Consider the following 19051-nt stretch of genomic DNA (forward strand, 5'->3'; position numbering starts at 1 on the left):
TGTTTTATTGTTTCAGACGGCCGCCTTGATTGCAAAGGCCGTCTGAAACAATATGGGGTCATTTAGATGCCGTCCCAGTCGTTGAACATCAGGCCGAAGCCGATGCCGTTTTGTTTGTGGTTGTAGTCAATCAGACTTTCGCCGTAGCCGTGGAAGCCGCGGACAACGCCTTTGAGTTTGCCTTTGATGGGGAAAGTATAGGCCGCTTCAACGGCGCCGCGTCCGCTTTTCGGATTGTAACGCAGGACGGAATAAACATTTTGTTTGTCATTGAAGCGGTATTGGACTTTCAAGTCGCCGTAACCCATGTATTTGTTGATGTCCGGATTGTCATCGTCCTCTCCTTTTTGGTCGAAGGCGCGCATCCAAACTCTAGGGATGACAGTCAGCTTGCCCCATTCCATGCCGGCCATGGCGTAAACCCGGTTCCATGAGCGTGATTCAGGGCGGCTTTGACCGTTGGACTGGTGAACAAAACCTGCGCCGACCATGCGCAGTTTGCCGCCGAAAGGCAGGTCTGCTTTAACGGGTTGGGTAATGAAGATTTCGGGTTCGTAGTCGGTATTGCGGAACGGAGCGGATTTACGGCCTTGGTTGAAGATTTGCCAGTCGGATTTTTGGGTATAGCCAAACCATACGTCGGCACGGGTTTTGAATAAATCTTCGGCAATCTTGCTTTTGAAGGAAACCTGCATTTTGGTTTCGAGGCGTTTTTGCTCGCTGAATTTTTCCTGCGTGGTTACGCCGCGGCTGGGGGATTCAGGGTAATAGTTGGGGCTGCTGTTGTACCAAACAGGCATGAGGTACATAGGATTATGCTCGCGTACGCTCAACAGGCCGCGTGTGTCGTTTTTATCCAAATCGTACATCAGGCTTAAAGGCGTGTAGCTGTCGGCAGTTTCGCTTAATACGTCGTCTGAAATATTCGGGTGGGTAGGGTTGTCGAATACAATGGCCGCTTCTTTTTTCTCAATGCTCTTGCGCACGCTTTTTTCGAGGTCGACCGGTGTTTTGGCCGTTTCGGTTTGCGCTTGCGGCAGTGGGGATTGAGGGGGGAGTTGCGCCGAGTAGATGTTGTCGTAACACGCCAAACGGGTGGCGTTGTCTTGAATGGTGGTGCAGTGTAGGGCGGTATCGGCGGCGGCCAGCGGGGCGGCGGCAATGAATCCGATACTTAGGGAATGTTTCAACATCTTGTTCATAAGAGTTTCCGTTGTTTTTCAGACGGCCTGATGAAAGGGTAAATGGTTTTATTTAGTCGGTTTGGGCTGTGAATACGGCAATGCCCCTGAAAGGCAGGACCTCAGGGGCATCGTATCAGCTCGATTCATCCTGTTTTGATGTCAGGATTTCCGGCATCTGCGTTAGTATTAAGCCAAAGCTTTTACTTTAGCAGACAGACGGCTTTTATGACGAGCTGCTTTGTTTTTGTGGAATACGCCTTTGTCAGCGATGCGGTCGATGACTTTAACGGATTCTTGGTAAACTGCTTGAGCAGCAGCTTTGTCGCCGGCTTCAACTGCTTTCAACACTTTTTTCACAGCGGTACGGAATGCAGTACGCAGGCTGGCGTTGTGGGCGCGTTGTTTAACCGACTGGCGGGCACGTTTGCGGGCTTGTGCGCTGTTTGCCATATTGAATATCTCCTGAAAAATAAATTCTGTAAACGCGCAATTTTAAAGACAGATTTCCTTATATGCAAGCTTTTTCTCTATAAACGCGCGCAAATCAGCCGTATTTTGCCCAAAAACGACAACCGGTGCAACGCTTTTGGTAAAAAGATGGTGTTGCTTTGCCTTATTTCAATAAAAATCAGATGGATATTGCTTTGCGTTTGCTTACGTTTCCATTACAATAGCCTAACTCTGCGCCGGGGTGTTTATGGGGTGCAGGGTTTCTTATTTATTGACATTAACCACTCTTTCATCAGGAATCTGCCCGTATGAAAAAATCTGTATTAGCCGTATTGGCCGCATTGTCTTTGGCCGCGTGCGGCGGTGGCGAGAAAAAAGCCGAGCAACCTCAAGCAGGCAGCGCGCCTGCTGCCAATGCCGAAGCAGCCGCCACCGATACTCTGAATATCTACAACTGGTCAAACTACGTTGACGAAAGTACAGTCGAAGACTTCAAAAAAGCCAATAATTTGAAGCTGACTTACGATTTGTATGAAAACAACGAAACGCTGGAAGCCAAAATGCTGACCGGTAAATCCGGCTACGACTTGGTTGTGCCCGGTATTGCCTTCCTGCCGCGCCAAATTGAGGCGGGTGCATACCAAAAAATCAATAAGGATCTGATTCCGAACTACAAAAACATCGATCCTGAATTGCTGAAGATGTTGGAAACCGCCGACCCGGGCAATCAATATGCCGTTCCTTATTTCTCCGGCGTCAATACTTTGGCAATTACTGCGAAGGGCAAAGAACTTTTGGGCGGCAAGCTGCCTGAAAACGGCTGGGATTTGCTGTTCAAACCGGAATACACCAACAAGCTGAAATCTTGCGGCATCGCTTTGTGGGATACACCGAGCGAAATGTTCCCAATCTTGTTGAACTACTTGGGTAAAGATCCTAAAGGCTCGAATCCTGAAGATTTGAAAGCGGCGGCGGAAGTGTTGAAGTCTATCCGTCCTGATGTAAAACGTTTCAGCCCTTCCATCATTGACGAACTGGCGCGCGGCGATATCTGCTTGGCGGCAGGTAACGGCGGCGACTTGAACTTGGCCAAAGCGCGTTCCGAAGAAGTGAAAAACAACGTCGGCATCGAAGTGTTGACGCCGAAAGGCATGGGCTTCTGGATTGAATCTTGGCTGATTCCGGCCGATGCGAAAAACATCGTCAATGCCCACAAATACATCAACTACACGCTTGATCCCGAAGTGGCTGCGAAAAACGGTATTGCCGTAACCTTCGCGCCGGCCAGCAAACCTGCACGCGAAAAAATGCCTGCAGAACTGGTGAACACTCGCTCTATTTTCCCGAACGAGCAAGACATGAAAGACGGTTTCGTGATGCCTCAAATGAGCGCAGATGCGAAAAAACTGTCTGTCAACTTGTGGCAAAAAATCAAAGTCGGCTCAAATTAATTGTGAGCTGATTGTTTGAAGCAAAGCAAAGGCCGTCTGAAATTTTTCAGACGGCCTTTTTGTCCCAATCTTTATCGTTTCAAAGCCAAAGTCAATACGCCTGCGGTTACCAAGCCTAAGCCTATCCATTCCTGCGTGCTTGGGCGTTCGTCTAAGAAAACGACGGCCATCAGGGCGACCAAGACCAGGCTGAATTTGTCGACGGGTGCAACTTGCGAGGCGTTGCCCAGTTGCAGGGCTTTGAAGTAGGCGAGCCAAGAAGCGCCGGTGGCGAGGCCGGATAGGATGAGGAATGTCCAGTTGCGGCCGGTAAAGCCGTTCACACCCTGCCATTTGCCTGTGTAGGTTAAAAACAATACCAAAGCGGCGAGGATGACCAAGGTGCGGATAAAGGTGGCGAAATCTGAATCTATGCCTTGTAAACCCATTTTGGCGAAAATGGCGGTCAATGAGGCGAAGCCTGCCGATGCCAATGCCCAAAACAGCCATGCGTTGCTGCTCATGTTTTATTCCTTTGTTTCAAATTGTTGACAATATGAATCCGCTTGTTGATGAAATATCGAAATTTTCACTGCGGTTTGTCTTTGGAAAACGCTATAATAGAACTAATATTCTTTTTCTTCCAGCCGTCTTTATTATATTGTTTCAGACGGCCTTTCCCTCTCTCAATAAAGGAAAATCATGAGCTTCAAAACCGATGCTGAAATTGCCCAGTCTTCCACCATGCGCCCGATTGGTGAAATTGCCGCCAAGCTGGGTTTGAACGTTGACAACATCGAGCCCTATGGCCATTACAAAGCCAAAATCAATCCTGCCGAAGCATTCAAGCTGCCGCAAAAACAAGGCCGTCTGATTTTAGTTACCGCCATCAACCCGACTCCGGCGGGCGAAGGCAAAACCACCGTTACCATCGGTTTGGCGGACGCGTTGCGCCACATCGGCAAAGACGCCGTTATCGCCCTGCGCGAACCTTCTTTGGGGCCTGTGTTCGGTGTCAAAGGCGGTGCGGCGGGCGGCGGCTATGCCCAAGTTTTGCCGATGGAAGACATCAACCTGCACTTTACCGGCGACTTCCACGCTATCGGCGCGGCGAATAACCTGCTCGCCGCCATGCTCGACAACCATATCTATCAAGGCAACGAGTTGAACATTGATCCGAAACGCGTGCTGTGGCGTCGCGTGGTCGATATGAACGACCGCCAGTTGCGCAACATCATCGACGGTATGGGAAAACCTGTTGACGGCGTGATGCGTCCTGACGGTTTTGACATTACCGTTGCGTCCGAAGTCATGGCGGTATTCTGTCTTGCTAAAGACATCAGCGATTTGAAAGAGCGTTTGGGCAACATCCTTGTCGCCTATGCCAAAGACGGCAGCCCTGTTTACGCCAAAGATTTGAAAGCGAATGGCGCGATGGCGGCATTGCTCAAAGATGCGATTAAGCCTAACTTGGTACAAACCATCGAAGGTACGCCTGCCTTTGTACACGGCGGCCCGTTTGCCAACATCGCCCACGGCTGCAACTCCGTTACCGCCACCCGCCTGGCGAAACACCTTGCCGATTACGCTGTAACCGAAGCAGGCTTCGGCGCGGATTTGGGTGCGGAAAAATTCTGCGACATCAAATGCCGTCTGGCGGATTTGAAACCTGATGCGGCTGTTGTCGTGGCCACCGTCCGCGCGTTGAAATACAACGGCGGCGTGGAGCGTGCCAACCTCGGCGAAGAAAACCTCGACGCTTTGGCAAAAGGCCTGCCTAATCTCTTGAAACACATTTCCAACCTGAAAAACGTATTCGGCCTGCCTGTGGTGGTTGCCATCAACCGCTTCGTGTCCGACTCCGATGCCGAGTTGGCCATGATTGAAAAAGCCTGCGCGGAACACGGTGTCGAAGTTTCCCTGACCGAAGTATGGGGCAAAGGCGGCGCGGGTGGCGCGGATTTGGCGCACAAAGTCGTCAACGCCATTGAAAATCAACCGAATAACTTCGGCTTCGCCTACGATGTTGAGTTGAGTATTAAAGACAAAATCCGTGCGATTGCCCAAAAAGTGTACGGCGCGGAAGATGTTGATTTCAGCGCGGAAGCGTCTGCCGAAATCGCTTCACTGGAAAAACTGGGCTTGGACAAAATGCCGATCTGCATGGCGAAAACCCAATACTCTTTGAGCGACAACGCCAAACTGTTGGGCTGCCCCGAAGGCTTCCGCATTACTGTGCGCGGTATCACGGTTTCCGCCGGCGCAGGCTTCATCGTTGCGTTGTGCGGCAATATGATGAAAATGCCGGGTCTGCCGAAAGTTCCGGCTGCTGAGAAAATCGATGTGGACGCAGACGGCGTGATTCACGGCTTGTTCTGATTTAGATTGATCTTGAAATAGACAAAGGCCGTCTGAAACTTAGGTTTCAGACGGCCTTTTATGATTTAAGTGAATTTTAACTGACTTTTTAAGAAATTGAAGAACTTGTCTATCATGTCGAACATGGTATTGCGGTCTTCGCCAAACAATGAAATGCTGCGGTCTTTGCTGATTCTGTCATAGGCGGCAAAAATGGTTTTCAGCTCTTCTGTGGTCAAGCGCAGTTGCTTTTCGTACAAGATGCGGCTTAAGAGCGTTACTTCCGTCGCGTTCAAATCAGGGAAGAGATGACTGATCCACAACTCCATGGTGTATTGGACGGATCTGTTGATTTTGTCTCTTTTTTTGCTTTCTTGAGTTTGGTGTATCCTGTAAAACAACAAAGGTTCGGGCAGATTGGCAAAGGTTTTGCCATGTAGGGCGCATTGCACCCACATATGGAAATCGGGCGCGGTTTCCGTCGCGGTGTAGTTTATCCCGAGGTTTTTAATGCTGTCGTGCCGCCACATGGTGGTGGGGTTGAACATATTTTGAGCGGCCCTGGAGAAAAAGGCTTTAATGTCTTTGTCGAGCAGGGGCAAATCGCTTAAAACGGGTTCTCTTCCGGTTTGGTCGTCGAAAAAGATGGTGGCTTGGCTGCCGACAATATCGATTTCGGGATGGCTGTCTAAAAACTGAATTTGTTTTTCAAAACGATCCAGAGTGCAAATATCGTCCGCGTCCATCCGCGCCACGTATTCAACCTCTATATCTTTGAGCATATCCATGGCAAATTGGCAGACAAACGGCTCGCCCCTGTTTTCCGGAAGGTGGAAAACCTGCAAACGTGAATCTCTGGCTGCGTAAGCCTCGAGGATTTCGCCGGTTTTGTCTTTTGAGGCATCGTTGACGGCGATGACGAAAAAGTTGCGGAATGTTTGATTCAATACCGAATCCAAGCATTCGGGCAAATAAGCTTCGGCACAATAGGCCGGCAAAATAACGGCGAGTTTCATGTTTGCTTTCGATGTGTTTTGATGGGTAGTCGAGGGGGATTTTACTATAAGTTTCCAAAAGTCAAGGCCGTCTGAAACCTTATTGCCAAGTTTTCAGACGGCCTTAGTATCAATCCGATGTACAGATTATTTGATGATTTGGTTCAATTCGCCTTTGGCGTATTTGGTTGCCATTTTTTCCAAAGAAATCGGTTTGATTTTGTCGGCTTGGCCTTCGCAACCGAATGCGAGGTAGCGGTCAAGACAGATTTGTTTCATGGCTTCGACGGTTTTGCTTAGGTATTTGCGCGGGTCGAATTCGGATGGGTTTTCTGCCATGAAGCGGCGGATGGCGCCGGTAGAGGCAAGGCGCAAGTCGGTGTCGATGTTGACTTTGCGCACGCCGTGTTTGATGCCTTCGACGATTTCTTCTACGGGTACGCCGTAGGTTTCACCGATTTTGCCGCCGTATTCGTTGATGACTTTCAGCCATTCTTGCGGAACGGAGCTGGAGCCGTGCATCACGATGTGGGTGTTGGGCAGGGCTTGGTGGATTTCTTTGATGCGGTCGATACGCAATACGTCGCCTGTGGGCGGACGGGTGAATTTGTATGCGCCGTGGCTGGTGCCGACGGCAATAGCCAATGCGTCCACGCCGGTATCTTTAACGAAACGTACGGCATCTTCAACGCTGGTCAGCATTTGGTCGTGGGAAAGTTTGCCCACTGCGCCTACGCCGTCTTCTTCGCCGGCTTCGCCGGTTTCGAGGTTGCCCAATACGCCGATTTCGCCTTCAACGGACACGCCGCAAGCGTGGGAGAAGTTAACCACGGTACGGGTGGCGTTGACGTTGTATTCGTAGGTAGACGGAGTTTTGCCGTCTTCGAGCAGCGAGCCGTCCATCATGACGGAGGAGAAACCCAGTTGGATGGAGCGTTGGCATACATCGGGCGATGCGCCGTGGTCTTGGTGCATCACGACGGGGATGTGCGGGAATTCTTCGACTGCGGCTAAAATCAGATGGCGTAGGAATGGGGCACCTGCGTATTTGCGTGCGCCTGCGGATGCTTGAACGATAACGGGGGCGTTGACTTGGTCGGCCGCCTCCATAATGGCGCGCATTTGTTCGAGGTTGTTAACGTTGAATGCGGGCAGACCGTAGCTGTTTTCGGCGGCATGGTCCAACAGTTGGCGCATGGATACGAGTGCCATGAGAAGCTCCTGAAGTAGTGAAGGGTAAATTTATCCGATAAATTATAATGTTTTTTGCCATGAAAAACTACAAGCCGCTACATTGTTTTTATATATTAACGAGCGGGGTCTCGGTTTATAATGGCAGAGTATTGAAAACGGGTGTGCAAAATGGATAGGATTTCGGTGGCCGAATGTGATAAACCTTTGTTTCAGACGGCCTTGACGGTGCAGGTGGGCGATGTGAACTATGGCGGCCATTTGGCGAACGATGCAGTGTTGCGTTTGTGCCATGAAGTGAGGATGCGTTGGCTGGCGACGCTGGGTTGGAGTGAAATGGATGCCGGCGGGGCTGGCCTGATTATGGCGGATGCGGCGGTGCAGTATTTGGCGCAAGGTCATTATGGTGATGAGCTGTCGGTGGAGATGGGTGCGGCCGACGTGGCCGGTGTGGGTTTTTCTTTACTGTACCGTATCCGCAGGATTTCAGATGGCCTTGTGCTGGCGAAAGTGCAGACAGGCATGGTGTGTTTCGACTATGGCAAACAACGTGTCTGCCGTCTGCCTTCGGCCTTGAAAGCAGCATTGGAGGCCGTCTGAAATGGCGGAATCAAATCATTTTGCGCTTCATCTTGAACGCTATCTGAAAACCTTGTCGCAACAAGGCAAGTCGCAGCATACCGTTTCCGCTTATCGGCGCGATTTGAGTGAATTGATGCGTCTGTTGCCCGATAATCTTGAAAACGGCCTGCCGACGCGCCGTGATTTTGTGGCGGCATTGAAAAAGCTGTCGCAAAAGGGTTTAAGCGAAAGCAGCTTGGCGCGGAAATTGTCGGCATGGCGGCAGTATTGCAGCTGGCTGGTGCAGATAGAAGTCATGGAAAGCGACCCGACGTTTAATATGAAAGCGCCGCGCCTGCCTGAACGCCTGCCCAAAGCGCTGCCGCAGGAACCTTTAAACCATATCCTTGACCATGCGCCGGTTGATGACGAGTTGGATGTACGCGATAAGGCCATGTTTGAATTGATGTATGGCAGCGGTTTGCGCCTGAGCGAGATACAAGGGTTGAATCTGAACAGTATCGTCTTGGACGAAGGCTGGGTCAGTGTAAATGGTAAAGGCGGCAAGCAGCGGCAAGTGCCTTTGGTGGCTAAAAGCATTGCGGCATTGCGCGATTATCTGGCGGTGCGTATTGCCAAAGAGGGCGAGCAGGCCTTGTTCACCAATAAAAACGGCGGCAGGCTGGGGCAGCGTCAAATCCAAAAACGCCTGCAGGCGTGGGCAGTGCGCGTGGGCAGTGCCAGCCATATCTCGCCGCACATGATGCGCCATAGCTATGCAACCCATCTTTTGCAGGCATCGGGCGATATCCGCGCTGTGCAGGAATTGTTGGGGCACAGCAATCTTTCCGCTACGCAAGTTTATACCAAGCTAGATTTCGACCATTTGGCGCGCGTTTATGATGAGGCGCACCCAAGGGCGAAACGGAAAAAATGATTTTGTTTGAATCAGGCCGTCTGAAGAACGTTTTCAGACGGCCTGATGTTTTATGGATAAAAAATACAGATGATTTGAAACCATTTGAATTTTTATCGGTCTGATGAGGTTTCGATATTGGCTTAATGTGCGGATAGCATAAACGCTAGAAGAATAGGCTGTTTGTCTTACCGCTTATCTTTCAAAACGACCTTTTGTTTGATAATATTAGTAATGAGAGCTAATATCATATTATGATATGCGACCTTTAAAAAGCAGGTCTATAAACTTTTTATATAAGCATTAATGCTTATTTTGACTGTAAAACGACTTGCAAACGGGAATTGTTGCTATTAACATAACGGAATTATGGATAAAAAACGAATTTTAACTCCAGCCGTCGTGACTTCCGTTGCGTTGATCCACGTCGGCTTGGTTGCACTTTTATGGCACGCGCACAAACCGCCTCCTGTCGAAATGGCGAATATTGAATTTGTCGATTTGGGCGATTTCGGCGGAGGCGACGGCAGTCCTGAGGGCGAAGGCGCACCTGCTGCTCCCGAGCCTACCCCCGAACAACCTAAACCCAAGCCGAAACCCAAACCTAAGCCTGTCGAGCCGCCCAAACCTGTTATCAAACCTGTGGTAACGAAAAAAGAAAAAGCGGATATCGTACAGCAAAAGGAAAAACCGAAACCTATCGAGAAACCTAAGCCCGAGCCTAAGCCGGAACCCAAACCTGAGCCGAAGCCCGAGCCAAAACCTGAACCGAAACCAGAGCCGAAGGCAGAGCCTAAACCGTCTCCCAAAGCATCTGAATACTCAGGCAACAAAACCGGGCCGAATACTGCTGAAAACGGTAAAGGCAGCGGCGAAGGCAAAGCCTTGAACGGAGAAGGTAAAGGTAACGGCGGCGGTACGAAAGGTACTGGCAGCGGACGCGGCGAAGGCAGCGGATCCGGCAGCGGCGGATCGAAAGGCGAACATGGCTCCGGCACCGGTGGTGGCGGAGGTGGCAGTGGTACAGGTGCCGGCAGTAGTAAAGGCAATCCTGCAAAAGGAACGTGCCATATTCCGAGACCCCCATATCCGACAATGTCAACTGAAAATGGCGAAGAGGGCTTGGTCGTGCTGAAAGTCTTGGTTGGTCCCGGCGGTAAAGTGGATTCAATTAGTGTGAATAAATCAAGTGGTTATAGTCGTCTGGATAATGCAGCGCGTAAAGCCGTTAAAGATGGTAGCTGTCATGCAAGTGTTTGGACTGAATTTAAAGTACCTGTCAAATTCACGCTCGAATAAGTATCTAGGCCTAAGCTGATTGATTAGAAAATATATGCTGTTGGGAAATGGTTTTAAATGACCCGATAGAAATTTTAATTTTATTTTTAACTTGGAAAAATTATGGATTTAAGTTTAGTTTTCAAATCAGGTGATGTGGTACTGATTGGTGTATTTGTCCTGATGTTGTTGATGAGCGTGGTAACGTGGAGCGTTATCGTGATCCGTTGCATCAAATACTGCAAAGCGAAAAAAGGCAATACACAGGTAAAAGAGCTGATGTTGAATGCGTTTACGCTGGCCGATGCCGTACAGAAAGCCAAAGCGGTAGAAGCACCGATGAGCCGAGTCGCCGATGAATCTCTGCGCGCATACCAAAACTACCGTCAAACAACAAGCAAATCGCTGATTGACGAATTGCCTTTAAACGAATACTTGGTTGTTCACATCCGTAACAGCATGTCCCAAACCATGCGTCAGTTCGACTACGGCATGACCGCGTTGGCCTCTATCGGCGCAACTGCTCCTTTTATCGGCCTGCTGGGTACTGTTTGGGGTATTTACCATGCCCTGATCGGCATCAGCGAAAGCGGTCAAATGAGCATTGCCGCGGTGGCCGGTCCGATTGGCGAGGCTTTGGTATCGACTGCTGTCGGCTTGTTTGTAGCGATTCCAGCTGTATTGGCGTACAACTTCCTCAATCGCGGTACAAAAACCATCGCGCAAGATATGGACGCGTTTGCACATGACCTGCATGTTCGCCTGCTGAACCAAAAGGATTAAACCATGGCTTTCGGATCAATGAATTCCGGCGATGATGCGCCGATGTCGGATATCAACGTGACACCTTTGGTGGACGTGATGCTGGTGTTGCTGATTGTATTTATGATTACCATGCCGGTGCTGACCCACTCGATTCCTTTGGAGTTGCCGACTGCTTCGGAAAAAGCGGCAAAAGAGGATAAGCAGCAGCCTAAAGATCCTTTGCGTTTGAGCATTGATGCCAGTGGTGCTTATGTTGTTGGCGGCGATTCTGATGCCAAAGTGGATTTGGCAACGGTAACTGCCAAGCTGAAAGAAGCCAAAGCGAAAAACGAAGATGTGATTGTGGCGATTGCGGCGGATAAAGCGGTTGAATACGATTACGTCAACCAAGCCCTGCAAGCGGCGCGCGAAGCCGGTATCAGCAAAATCGGTTTTGTAACGGAAACCAAAGCGCAATAATCTTTTGAACACAGTCAAGGCCGTCTGAAATTTGAGTAAAGTTTCAGACGGCCTTTTGTTGTATTTGGTAACTATATGTCCAGGCTGTATAATTAGCGGATTAAATTGAATAATGACAATACAGGAACCACTATGACAGAAACCATCGAACGCGACAGTATGCAATACGATGTCGTGATTGTCGGGGCAGGCCCGTCGGGTTTGTCTGCCGCCATCAAACTCAAGCAGCTTGCCGAAAAGAATGGACGCGAAATCAGCGTTTGCGTGGTGGAGAAGGGTTCGGAGGCCGGTGCGCACTCGCTTGCAGGTGCCATCATCGATCCGATTTCTTTGAATGAGCTGATTCCTGATTGGAAAGAAAAAGGCGCGCCGCTGACGCGTACAGTGACGAAGGACAGGGTTTTGTTCCTGACCGAGAAAAAAGCGTTCAACCTGCCGGTTACCCCGAATTTCGACAACCATGCGAACTATATTGCCAGCTTGGGCGAAGTCGTGCGCTGGCTGGCGGAGCAGGCGGAAAATTTGGGCGTGGAAATCTATCCGGGCTTTGCCGCTGCCGAGGTGCTGTATCACGAAGACGGTTCGGTCAAAGGCATTGCGACCGGTAATATGGGCGTGGGCAAAGACGGCGAGCCGACCGATTCATTCCAGCCCGGCATGGAGCTTTGGGCGCAGCAAACTCTGTTTGCCGAGGGCTGCCGCGGTTCGCTTTCCAAACAAGTCATTGAACGTTTCCAGCTCGACCAAAACAGCGAGCCGCAAACTTACGGCTTGGGCATCAAAGAAATTTGGGAAGTGCCGTCTGAAAAACATCAACCCGGTTTGGTGATGCATAGCGCAGGCTGGCCGTTGGACAGCAAAACCTACGGCGGCTCGTTTATTTATCATTTTGACGACAACAAAGTCGCTGTCGGCTTTGTGGTTGGTTTGGATTATCAAAACCCTTATCTGTCGCCGTTTGAAGAGTTTCAACGTTTCAAAACCCATCCTGAAATCCGCAAAACCTTCGAAGGCGGCCGCCGTATCGCGTATGGCGCGCGTTCGCTGATTGAAGGTGGTTTGCAAAGCCTGCCGAAACTCTCGTTCAAAGGCGGCGTTTTGGTCGGCGATGCCGCAGGTTTCCTGAATATGCCGCGCATCAAAGGCATCCATACGGCCATGAAATCCGCTATGCTTGCCGCCGAAGCTGTGTTCCCCTTGTTGGAAAACCTCGAAGAAGTGGAAAGCTTCGACAGCGGCAAAGAGGCGGCTGATTATCAGCAACGTTTTGAACAAAGCTGGCTGTATCAAGAGCTTTACGCCGCGCGCAATGTCCGTCCGTCATTTAAATGGGGCGTTTACCTCGGCTCGCTTTATACCGGTATCGACCAAATGATTTTCAGAGGCAAAGCCCCGTGGACTTTGAAACATCACGGCAAAGACAACGAGCAGCTCAAAAAAGCCGCCGAATGCAAGCCGATTGATTATCCGAAGCCCGACGGCGTGTTGACCTTCGACCGCTTGAGCAGCGTTTTCCTTGCCAACCTTGCGCACGAAGAAAACCAGCCCGACCATTTGGTACTGAAAAATCCGCAGGTCATGATAGACGTAAACTACAAAGAATACGCCTCGCCCGAAACCCGCTATTGTCCGGCCGGTGTATATGAAATCGTCGAAGAAAACGGTAGTCCGCGCCTGCAAATCAACGCCGCCAACTGCGTGCACTGCAAAACGTGCGACATCAAAGACCCGACGCAAAACATCACTTGGATTTGCCCCGAAGGCGCAAGCGGGCCGAATTACGGCGGAATGTAATTGACTGTTTGAAGTCAAAAACTAAAGGTCGTCTGAAAAATTTCAGACGGCCTCTATCCTATTATTTCATCAATGGAAGCATTATGAATACACGCATTTGGCAGGCAGGCCGATTTGAAATCGCCTTGGACAAACCGAAAATCATGGGCATCGTCAATCTGACCCCCGATTCATTATCCGATGGCGGCACCTATTCGCAAAATGTCTCAATAGCATTGGCACATGCCGAGCAGCTGCTGAAAGACGGCGCGGATATTCTCGATATCGGCGGCGAATCTACCCGTCCGGGTTCGGATGGTGTTTCTCTCGAAGAAGAATGGGCCAGGGTGCAGCAGGTTTTGGCGGAAGTGGCCAAGTGGAATGTTCCCGTCAGCTTGGATACGCGCCACACGGCAATCATGGAAAAAGCCTTGGCGCAAGGCGGCGTCGATATTATCAACGATGTTGCCGCATTGAGTGATGAAGGCGCAGTCGCATTATTGGCGCAACAGCCGACGACAGGCATGTGTCTCATGCACATGCAGGGTTTGCCCAAAACCATGCAGCTTAATCCGCAATATCAAGATGTCGTCGAAGAAGTCGCGCGTTATTTAAAAGCACGCGCGGCAGAATGCGTTCGAGCAGGCATTGCCCCTGAACGCATCACGCTCGACCCCGGCTTCGGTTTCGGCAAAAACCTGCAGCACAACATTACCCTGATACAACATTTGCCTGAGTTGATGGAAGCAACCGGATTTCCACTCCTGATCGGCATATCGCGCAAAAGTATGATTGGCGAGCTGACAGGCGAACAAGATGCTGCCAAACGCGTACACGGCAGCGTCGCAGCCGCTTTGGCCACTGTCGCCCGAGGCGCGCAAATCATCCGTGTTCACGATGTCAAAGCAACGGCTGATGCTTTGAAAGTTTGGGAAGCAGTGGGTGTATCGGCATAATACCCGAATAGAAAACCGACAGGCCGTCTGAAACATTTGCCCGGCATCTTGAACAAGCAACAAGTTATGCTATAATCCGCTTCTACTCTTGACGGGTCTGTAGCTCAGGGGTTAGAGCAGGGGACTCATAATCCCTTGGTCGTGGGTTCGAAACCCACCGGACCCACCAAATATTAAAAATGCCCGAGGCTTTTGGCTTCGGGCATTTTTGTATTCATTGGTTTGCGAAAGATTGGAATATAATGTCGGCAATAGCAATTGGTTATGTCGTCCAATATGTTTTTTAGGGAAAATTCTTTTTAAAAAAGAAGGAGTAGTTTGGTGGAGTTATTGCCTTATTTTCTGTTTTTTTTAGTATTTGTGTATTTTATTGCAATTATCATTAATCTAGTAATGCTATATAAAATATTAAAATCAGAAGGGATGGATATAGGGTTTTTTGAATATCTATTTACTCATAGAAGTATGGAATTAAAATTTTACAAGATACTGTTTGGAATACAAAAAATCTCCAATAAATTTTATTTGAAAATATTAAGAATAAATTTTACGGTTGCTATGATTATTCTTATTTTATGTTTTTCTGTTGTCTTATATTCGACATATTTAGTATAAAAATTAACCTATCGAATGAAAGTCAGCTATTTAAGCTGTAGAGTGTTTTATAAAAAAATGCCGTCTGAAAATCTCCATTTCAGACGGCATTTTTTATTATTTCAGTAATACCATTTCAGTATGGCTGGATTGTTTTCAGACGACCTGAAGATTTAGTCGGCCGTTCCGCGTATTTCGTTGATCGGGATGCGCGGTGTATAAAGTATGTCGTAAGTCGGCTTGTCCAGCAGATCTTGCAGTGAGTATTGATCTAAATGATTGAAGAAGGCTTTGATGGCGCCGGTGATGATACCGGTCAGTCGGCATGAAGGGGTGATGAGGCATTCGTTGTTATCGCCCATGCATTCGACAACCTGCATCGGCTCAAGATGGCGGACGACTGCGCCGATGTTGATTTTTTCAGGAACATCCGCCAAGCGCAAACCGCCGCCTTTGCCGCGCACGCTGACCAGAAAACCACCTTTGACTAATGAGGTAACCACTTTCATCAAATGGCTTTTGGAAATATTGTAAGTCTCGGCAATGGTGCCGATATTGACGAGGGTGTCGTCGTTGATGGCGGTATAAACCAATACGCGCAATCCGTAATCGGTATGTTGGGTCAGATACATGGCTGGCTCTTTAGATATTTTTATTATATGTCAAAAGCGTAGTGCTTGGAGAGGGGCTGTTTGACTTTATGTGGGATTGGGTTTCATAATATCTGAAACATTTGAATTAATCCAGTTTGACAAACTGTTACCATTATAACGAACTTATGAAGCCCTTGAAACGCCATCCTGCCTTAATAGAACTTTCCCGCGAACATCATGGCTCGCTGTCGTTGTGCGTCCGTCTTCTGCGTACGCCCGATCAAAGCCATCAGGCGGAGCTGGAGCCTCATTTTGTTGAGCTTGAGCCACATTTTTTGGAAGAGGAAACCATGTTTGCGCCGTATTGGGATAAAATTGACCCTGCGTTGCGGCAGCGTTTTGAAGGCGATCATGCCAAATTACGCGCGATGATGGTGCATCCTGAATATATGAATGAATCATGGAATAAGGAGTTTGCGGTAACTTTGCGCGATCATGCGCGTTTTGAGGAACGCGAGCTTTTTCCTGCGATTGAACCTTTTTTGCCTTTGCCTGAAAATGTGTAACAGGGAAAGGAGTCGATGGCCGTCTGAAAAGTTTCAGACGGCCTCTGTTGCTGTTTTATGATGATATAAAAATTGAAGGAACCACCATGACCGATTTGTTCAAACACCCGGTTTGGGCAATGGCCTTCCGCCCGTTTTATTCGTTGGCGGCTTTGTATGGCGCATTGTCTATACTGCTTTGGGGCTTCGGCTTTCAGGGAACGCCTGAGTTGTCGGGTTTTTATTGGCATGCCCATGAAATGATTTGGGGCTATGCCGGATTGGTTGTCATTGCATTTTTATTGACGGCCGTGGCGACTTGGACAGGCCAGCCGCCGACACGCGGTAAGGCGTTGGCCGGTTTGACCGCATTTTGGCTGTTGGCCCGCATTTGTATGTTTATCCCCGGTTGGGGGGTAACGGCAAGCGGCATATTCGGTACGATCTTTTTCTGGTATGGCGCGGTATGCATGGCTTTGCCGGTAATCCGTTCTCAAAACAAGCGCAACTATGTTGCCGTGTTCGCTATTTTTGTTTTGGGCGGCACCCATTTCGCCTTCCATCTGAAAGTGCAGCCGTTTGATGCCATTGCGCTGATGACCGGTTTGCAATCCGGTTTGATTATGGTGGCCGGGTTTATCGGTTTGATCGGTATGCGGATTATCTCGTTCTTTACGTCCAAACGCCTGAACGTGCCGCAAATTCCCAGCCCTCAATGGGTGGCGCACGCTTCACTTTGGCTGCCTATGCTGACCGCCATGCTGATGGCGCATAACATTTTGCCGGGACTGGCCGCGTTGTTTGCTCTGGCTGCCGGTGTGATTTTTACCGTGCAGGTGTACCGCTGGTGGTATAAAGCCGTACTGAAAGAACCTATGCTTTGGATTTTGTTTGCCGGCTATCTGTTTACAGGTTTGGGCTTGATTGCTGTCGGCATTTCTTATTGGGTTCCAAGTTTCCTGAATTTGGGCGTACACCTTATCGGCGTTGGCGGTATCGGCGTGCTGACTTTGGGCATGATGGCGCGAACCGCGCTTGGCCATACCGGCAACTCCATTTATCCGCCGCCTAAAGTGGTTCCTGTCGCCTTTTGGTTGATGATAGCCGCAACGGTTGTCCGTGTTTTGGCAACCTTTGTGAACGGTACGGCATATACGCACAGTATCCGTTGCTCCGCCGCTTTGTTTGCCGCTTCTTTGCTGTTGTACGCATGGAAATATATTCCTTGGCTGATCCGTCCGCGTTCGGATGGTCGTCCGGGTTAACGGTTTGGCGAAATGAGAAGGCCGTCTGAAAAGTTTCAGACGGCCTTTATTATTGATAATAAAAAAGCCTTTCAAAGTATGAAAGGCTTTTATTGAAATTATGGCCTCGCCAACAGGAATCGAACCTGTATTTTACGCTTAGGAGGCATACGTTCTATCCGTTGAACTATGGCGAGGCGTTAAAGGAGGGGATTTTAAACCTTTCCGGCAAAAAAAGACAATAAGCCGGCGGCAATTAAAGGGCCGACCGGAATGCCGCCGACAAAGGCAACGCCGATGACCGTGCCGATTAATAATCCGGTTACCAAAACAGGCTGTTCGCTCATCAATGGAACACCGCGTCCGGCAAGCCAGGCAACCAAAATGCCGATAAAGATGGCGGCAATCATTTTGAAATTGATAAACTCGGAAACCGGCGGAATCTGGATTTTACCGGAAACCAGCGGGCTCAATACGCCGATGGTCAGCAGGATGATGCCCAGATGCAAACCGTGTTTTTCCACCAAGGGAAGATATTGCGACAAGGCCGTCTGCTGCATGAGCAGCAAGACCGCCGCCGAAATCGTAATCGAGTTGTTGTTGCTGACGACGCCCAAAAAAATCAGCGTAACCAGAAACAATGGGACAAAGCTGAAATTCATCGGATTAAGATACTCGGGCCAAAGATTCTTTTGCCAGTTGGATCATGGCTTCTTTGACTTCGCTGTCAGGCAACACGTCCAATGAAGCGATGGCTTTGTCGACGGCTTTTTTCGCTTCGGAAATCGAATACGGTAAAGCGTCGGAGTTGACGACATAGTCGTGGATTTTTTCAAAATAGCTGCGGTCGGCATTTTCCAAAGCGTGGCGCACATCGTTTGCTGCCTGCTCGGAGCCGTTTCGCATCAGGTAAATCAATGGCAGGGTAGGCTTGCCTTCGGCCAAATCGTCGCCGACGTTTTTGCCGATTTCTTCGGTTTCGCCTGAATAGTCCAAAACATCGTCAATGATTTGGAAAGCCGTACCGACGTACATGCCGTAGTCTTTCAAGGCTTGCTCGTGTTCGGGGGAAGCCTTGCCCAAAATTGCACCGACTTGCGCGGCCGCTTCAAACAATTTTGCTGTTTTGTATTGGATAACTTGGACGTATTGCTCTTCGGTAATATCCGTATTGCCGATGTTCATCAGCTGCATGACTTCGCCTTCGGCGATGATGTTGGTCGCATCGGCCATCACTTCCAAGATACGCATGCTGCCCGAACCAACCATCAGTTGGAAGGCGCGTGTATAGAGGAAGTCGCCGACCAAAACGGCCGCCGCGTTGCCGAAGAGGTTGTTTGCGGTTTTACGGCCGCGGCGCAATTCGCTTTCGTCAACGACATCGTCGTGCAGGAGGGTGGAGGTGTGGATGAATTCCACCATCGCTGCCAGCGAGTACAGTTTTTCATCGTCATGCCCGACTGCTTTGCCTGCCAAAATGGTAATAATCGGACGCAGTCGCTTACCGCCTGCGCTGATGATGTATGTGCCGATTTGCGAAATCAGCGCAACATCGGATTGAACAGCTTGGTTGATGACCGCATTAACTTTGGCAAGGTCATCGGGCAGGTGGCGTTGGAAGTAAGGCAGGTTTTCGAGCATAAAACATTCTCTGTTGATAAAACGGAGCGGAGGCTCCAATGAATCTGTTTAAACCCGTACATTCGGTCGGGGTAATAACGTTGCATAAAGATATCAGCAATCCAGCGCGTGATTATAT

General features: G+C 49.5%; 19 protein-coding genes and 2 tRNA genes. 12 read left to right on the forward strand and 9 right to left on the reverse strand.

What is annotated here, in order from left to right:
* Nucleotides 1–62 precede the first annotated feature (62 nt).
* Both FOC66_RS10350 and rpsT read right to left on the reverse strand, forming a co-directional pair.
* Complete coding sequence (locus FOC66_RS10350) at nt 63–1202, reverse strand: phospholipase A (protein WP_003748393.1); 1140 nt, start codon at nt 1200–1202, stop codon at nt 63–65.
* 168 nt (nt 1203–1370) lie between these two features.
* Nucleotides 1371–1634 carry a 30S ribosomal protein S20 gene (gene rpsT, locus FOC66_RS10355; protein ID WP_002212556.1) on the reverse strand — a complete coding sequence of 88 codons (264 nt, stop codon included), beginning with the start codon at nt 1632–1634 and terminating at the stop codon, nt 1371–1373.
* Nucleotides 1635–1942: 308 nt separating this feature from the next.
* On the opposite strand from rpsT, the gene FOC66_RS10360 reads away from it, so the two are divergent.
* Nucleotides 1943–3085: an extracellular solute-binding protein gene (locus tag FOC66_RS10360; RefSeq protein ID WP_003748395.1), complete on the forward strand. Its 1143-nt coding sequence runs from the start codon at nt 1943–1945 to the stop codon at nt 3083–3085.
* 71 nt (nt 3086–3156) lie between these two features.
* Here FOC66_RS10360 and FOC66_RS10365 read toward each other — a convergent pair whose 3' ends face one another.
* Entirely contained in the window at nt 3157–3588 is a 432-nt protein-coding gene (locus tag FOC66_RS10365; protein ID WP_003680126.1) for an EamA family transporter, read from the reverse strand.
* 178 nt (nt 3589–3766) lie between these two features.
* On the opposite strand from FOC66_RS10365, the gene FOC66_RS10370 reads away from it, so the two are divergent.
* Nucleotides 3767–5443 (forward strand): formate--tetrahydrofolate ligase, encoded by a 1677-nt coding sequence (locus FOC66_RS10370; protein WP_003748397.1) that lies wholly within the window; start codon nt 3767–3769, stop codon nt 5441–5443.
* Nucleotides 5444–5508: 65 nt separating this feature from the next.
* On the opposite strand, the gene FOC66_RS10375 is transcribed toward FOC66_RS10370, so the two are convergent.
* Both FOC66_RS10375 and fba read right to left on the reverse strand, forming a co-directional pair.
* On the reverse strand, nt 5509–6438 hold the full coding sequence (locus tag FOC66_RS10375) for a glycosyltransferase family 2 protein (protein WP_003748400.1): 930 nt from the start codon (nt 6436–6438) through the stop codon (nt 5509–5511).
* 126 nt (nt 6439–6564) lie between these two features.
* On the reverse strand, nt 6565–7629 hold the full coding sequence (fba, locus tag FOC66_RS10380) for a class II fructose-bisphosphate aldolase (protein WP_003748401.1): 1065 nt from the start codon (nt 7627–7629) through the stop codon (nt 6565–6567).
* Between the two features lie 150 nt (nt 7630–7779).
* On the opposite strand from fba, the gene FOC66_RS10385 reads away from it, so the two are divergent.
* The 8 genes from FOC66_RS10385 to FOC66_RS10420 all read left to right on the forward strand — a co-directional run bounded on the left by FOC66_RS10385 (nt 7780) and on the right by FOC66_RS10420 (nt 14485).
* Nucleotides 7780–8208 carry an acyl-CoA thioesterase gene (locus tag FOC66_RS10385; RefSeq protein ID WP_003748403.1) on the forward strand — a complete coding sequence of 143 codons (429 nt, stop codon included), beginning with the start codon at nt 7780–7782 and terminating at the stop codon, nt 8206–8208.
* A gap of 1 nt (nt 8209) precedes the next feature.
* Nucleotides 8210–9106, forward strand: a complete 897-nt coding sequence (locus tag FOC66_RS10390) for a tyrosine recombinase XerC (RefSeq protein WP_003748405.1) — start codon at nt 8210–8212, stop codon at nt 9104–9106.
* A gap of 348 nt (nt 9107–9454) precedes the next feature.
* Nucleotides 9455–10384 (forward strand): energy transducer TonB, encoded by a 930-nt coding sequence (locus FOC66_RS10395; protein WP_003748407.1) that lies wholly within the window; start codon nt 9455–9457, stop codon nt 10382–10384.
* Between the two features lie 102 nt (nt 10385–10486).
* Nucleotides 10487–11146, forward strand: a complete 660-nt coding sequence (locus FOC66_RS10400) for a MotA/TolQ/ExbB proton channel family protein (RefSeq protein ID WP_003748408.1) — start codon at nt 10487–10489, stop codon at nt 11144–11146.
* Between the two features lie 3 nt (nt 11147–11149).
* Nucleotides 11150–11587, forward strand: a complete 438-nt coding sequence (locus tag FOC66_RS10405; RefSeq protein ID WP_003748410.1) for an ExbD/TolR family protein — start codon at nt 11150–11152, stop codon at nt 11585–11587.
* A 132-nt stretch (nt 11588–11719) separates the two neighbouring features.
* Nucleotides 11720–13381 carry an electron transfer flavoprotein-ubiquinone oxidoreductase gene (locus FOC66_RS10410; RefSeq protein WP_003748412.1) on the forward strand — a complete coding sequence of 554 codons (1662 nt, stop codon included), beginning with the start codon at nt 11720–11722 and terminating at the stop codon, nt 13379–13381.
* An 83-nt stretch (nt 13382–13464) separates the two neighbouring features.
* Nucleotides 13465–14316 (forward strand): dihydropteroate synthase, encoded by an 852-nt coding sequence (gene folP / locus FOC66_RS10415; RefSeq protein ID WP_003748413.1) that lies wholly within the window; start codon nt 13465–13467, stop codon nt 14314–14316.
* Nucleotides 14317–14409: 93 nt separating this feature from the next.
* A tRNA-Ile gene (locus tag FOC66_RS10420) sits at nt 14410–14485 on the forward strand.
* Nucleotides 14486–15083: 598 nt separating this feature from the next.
* Here the strand turns inward: FOC66_RS10420 and FOC66_RS10425 are convergent.
* Nucleotides 15084–15542, reverse strand: a complete 459-nt coding sequence (locus tag FOC66_RS10425) for an RrF2 family transcriptional regulator (RefSeq protein ID WP_003748415.1) — start codon at nt 15540–15542, stop codon at nt 15084–15086.
* A 146-nt stretch (nt 15543–15688) separates the two neighbouring features.
* On the opposite strand from FOC66_RS10425, the gene FOC66_RS10430 reads away from it, so the two are divergent.
* Both FOC66_RS10430 and FOC66_RS10435 read left to right on the forward strand, forming a co-directional pair.
* Nucleotides 15689–16069 carry a hypothetical protein gene (locus FOC66_RS10430; protein ID WP_003748417.1) on the forward strand — a complete coding sequence of 127 codons (381 nt, stop codon included), beginning with the start codon at nt 15689–15691 and terminating at the stop codon, nt 16067–16069.
* A gap of 86 nt (nt 16070–16155) precedes the next feature.
* On the forward strand, nt 16156–17313 hold the full coding sequence (locus tag FOC66_RS10435; RefSeq protein WP_003748419.1) for an NnrS family protein: 1158 nt from the start codon (nt 16156–16158) through the stop codon (nt 17311–17313).
* Nucleotides 17314–17414: 101 nt separating this feature from the next.
* On the opposite strand, the gene FOC66_RS10440 is transcribed toward FOC66_RS10435, so the two are convergent.
* From FOC66_RS10440 to ispB, 3 genes are all read right to left on the reverse strand, one after another.
* Nucleotides 17415–17489 (reverse strand) — tRNA-Arg (locus FOC66_RS10440).
* 18 nt (nt 17490–17507) lie between these two features.
* Complete coding sequence (locus tag FOC66_RS10445; protein WP_003748421.1) at nt 17508–17954, reverse strand: DUF441 domain-containing protein; 447 nt, start codon at nt 17952–17954, stop codon at nt 17508–17510.
* A 4-nt stretch (nt 17955–17958) separates the two neighbouring features.
* Complete coding sequence (gene ispB, locus FOC66_RS10450) at nt 17959–18933, reverse strand: octaprenyl diphosphate synthase (protein WP_003748423.1); 975 nt, start codon at nt 18931–18933, stop codon at nt 17959–17961.
* Nucleotides 18934–19051 lie beyond the last annotated feature (118 nt).

The sequence above is a fragment of the Neisseria mucosa genome (assembly GCF_013267835.1).
Lineage (GTDB): Bacteria > Pseudomonadota > Gammaproteobacteria > Burkholderiales > Neisseriaceae > Neisseria.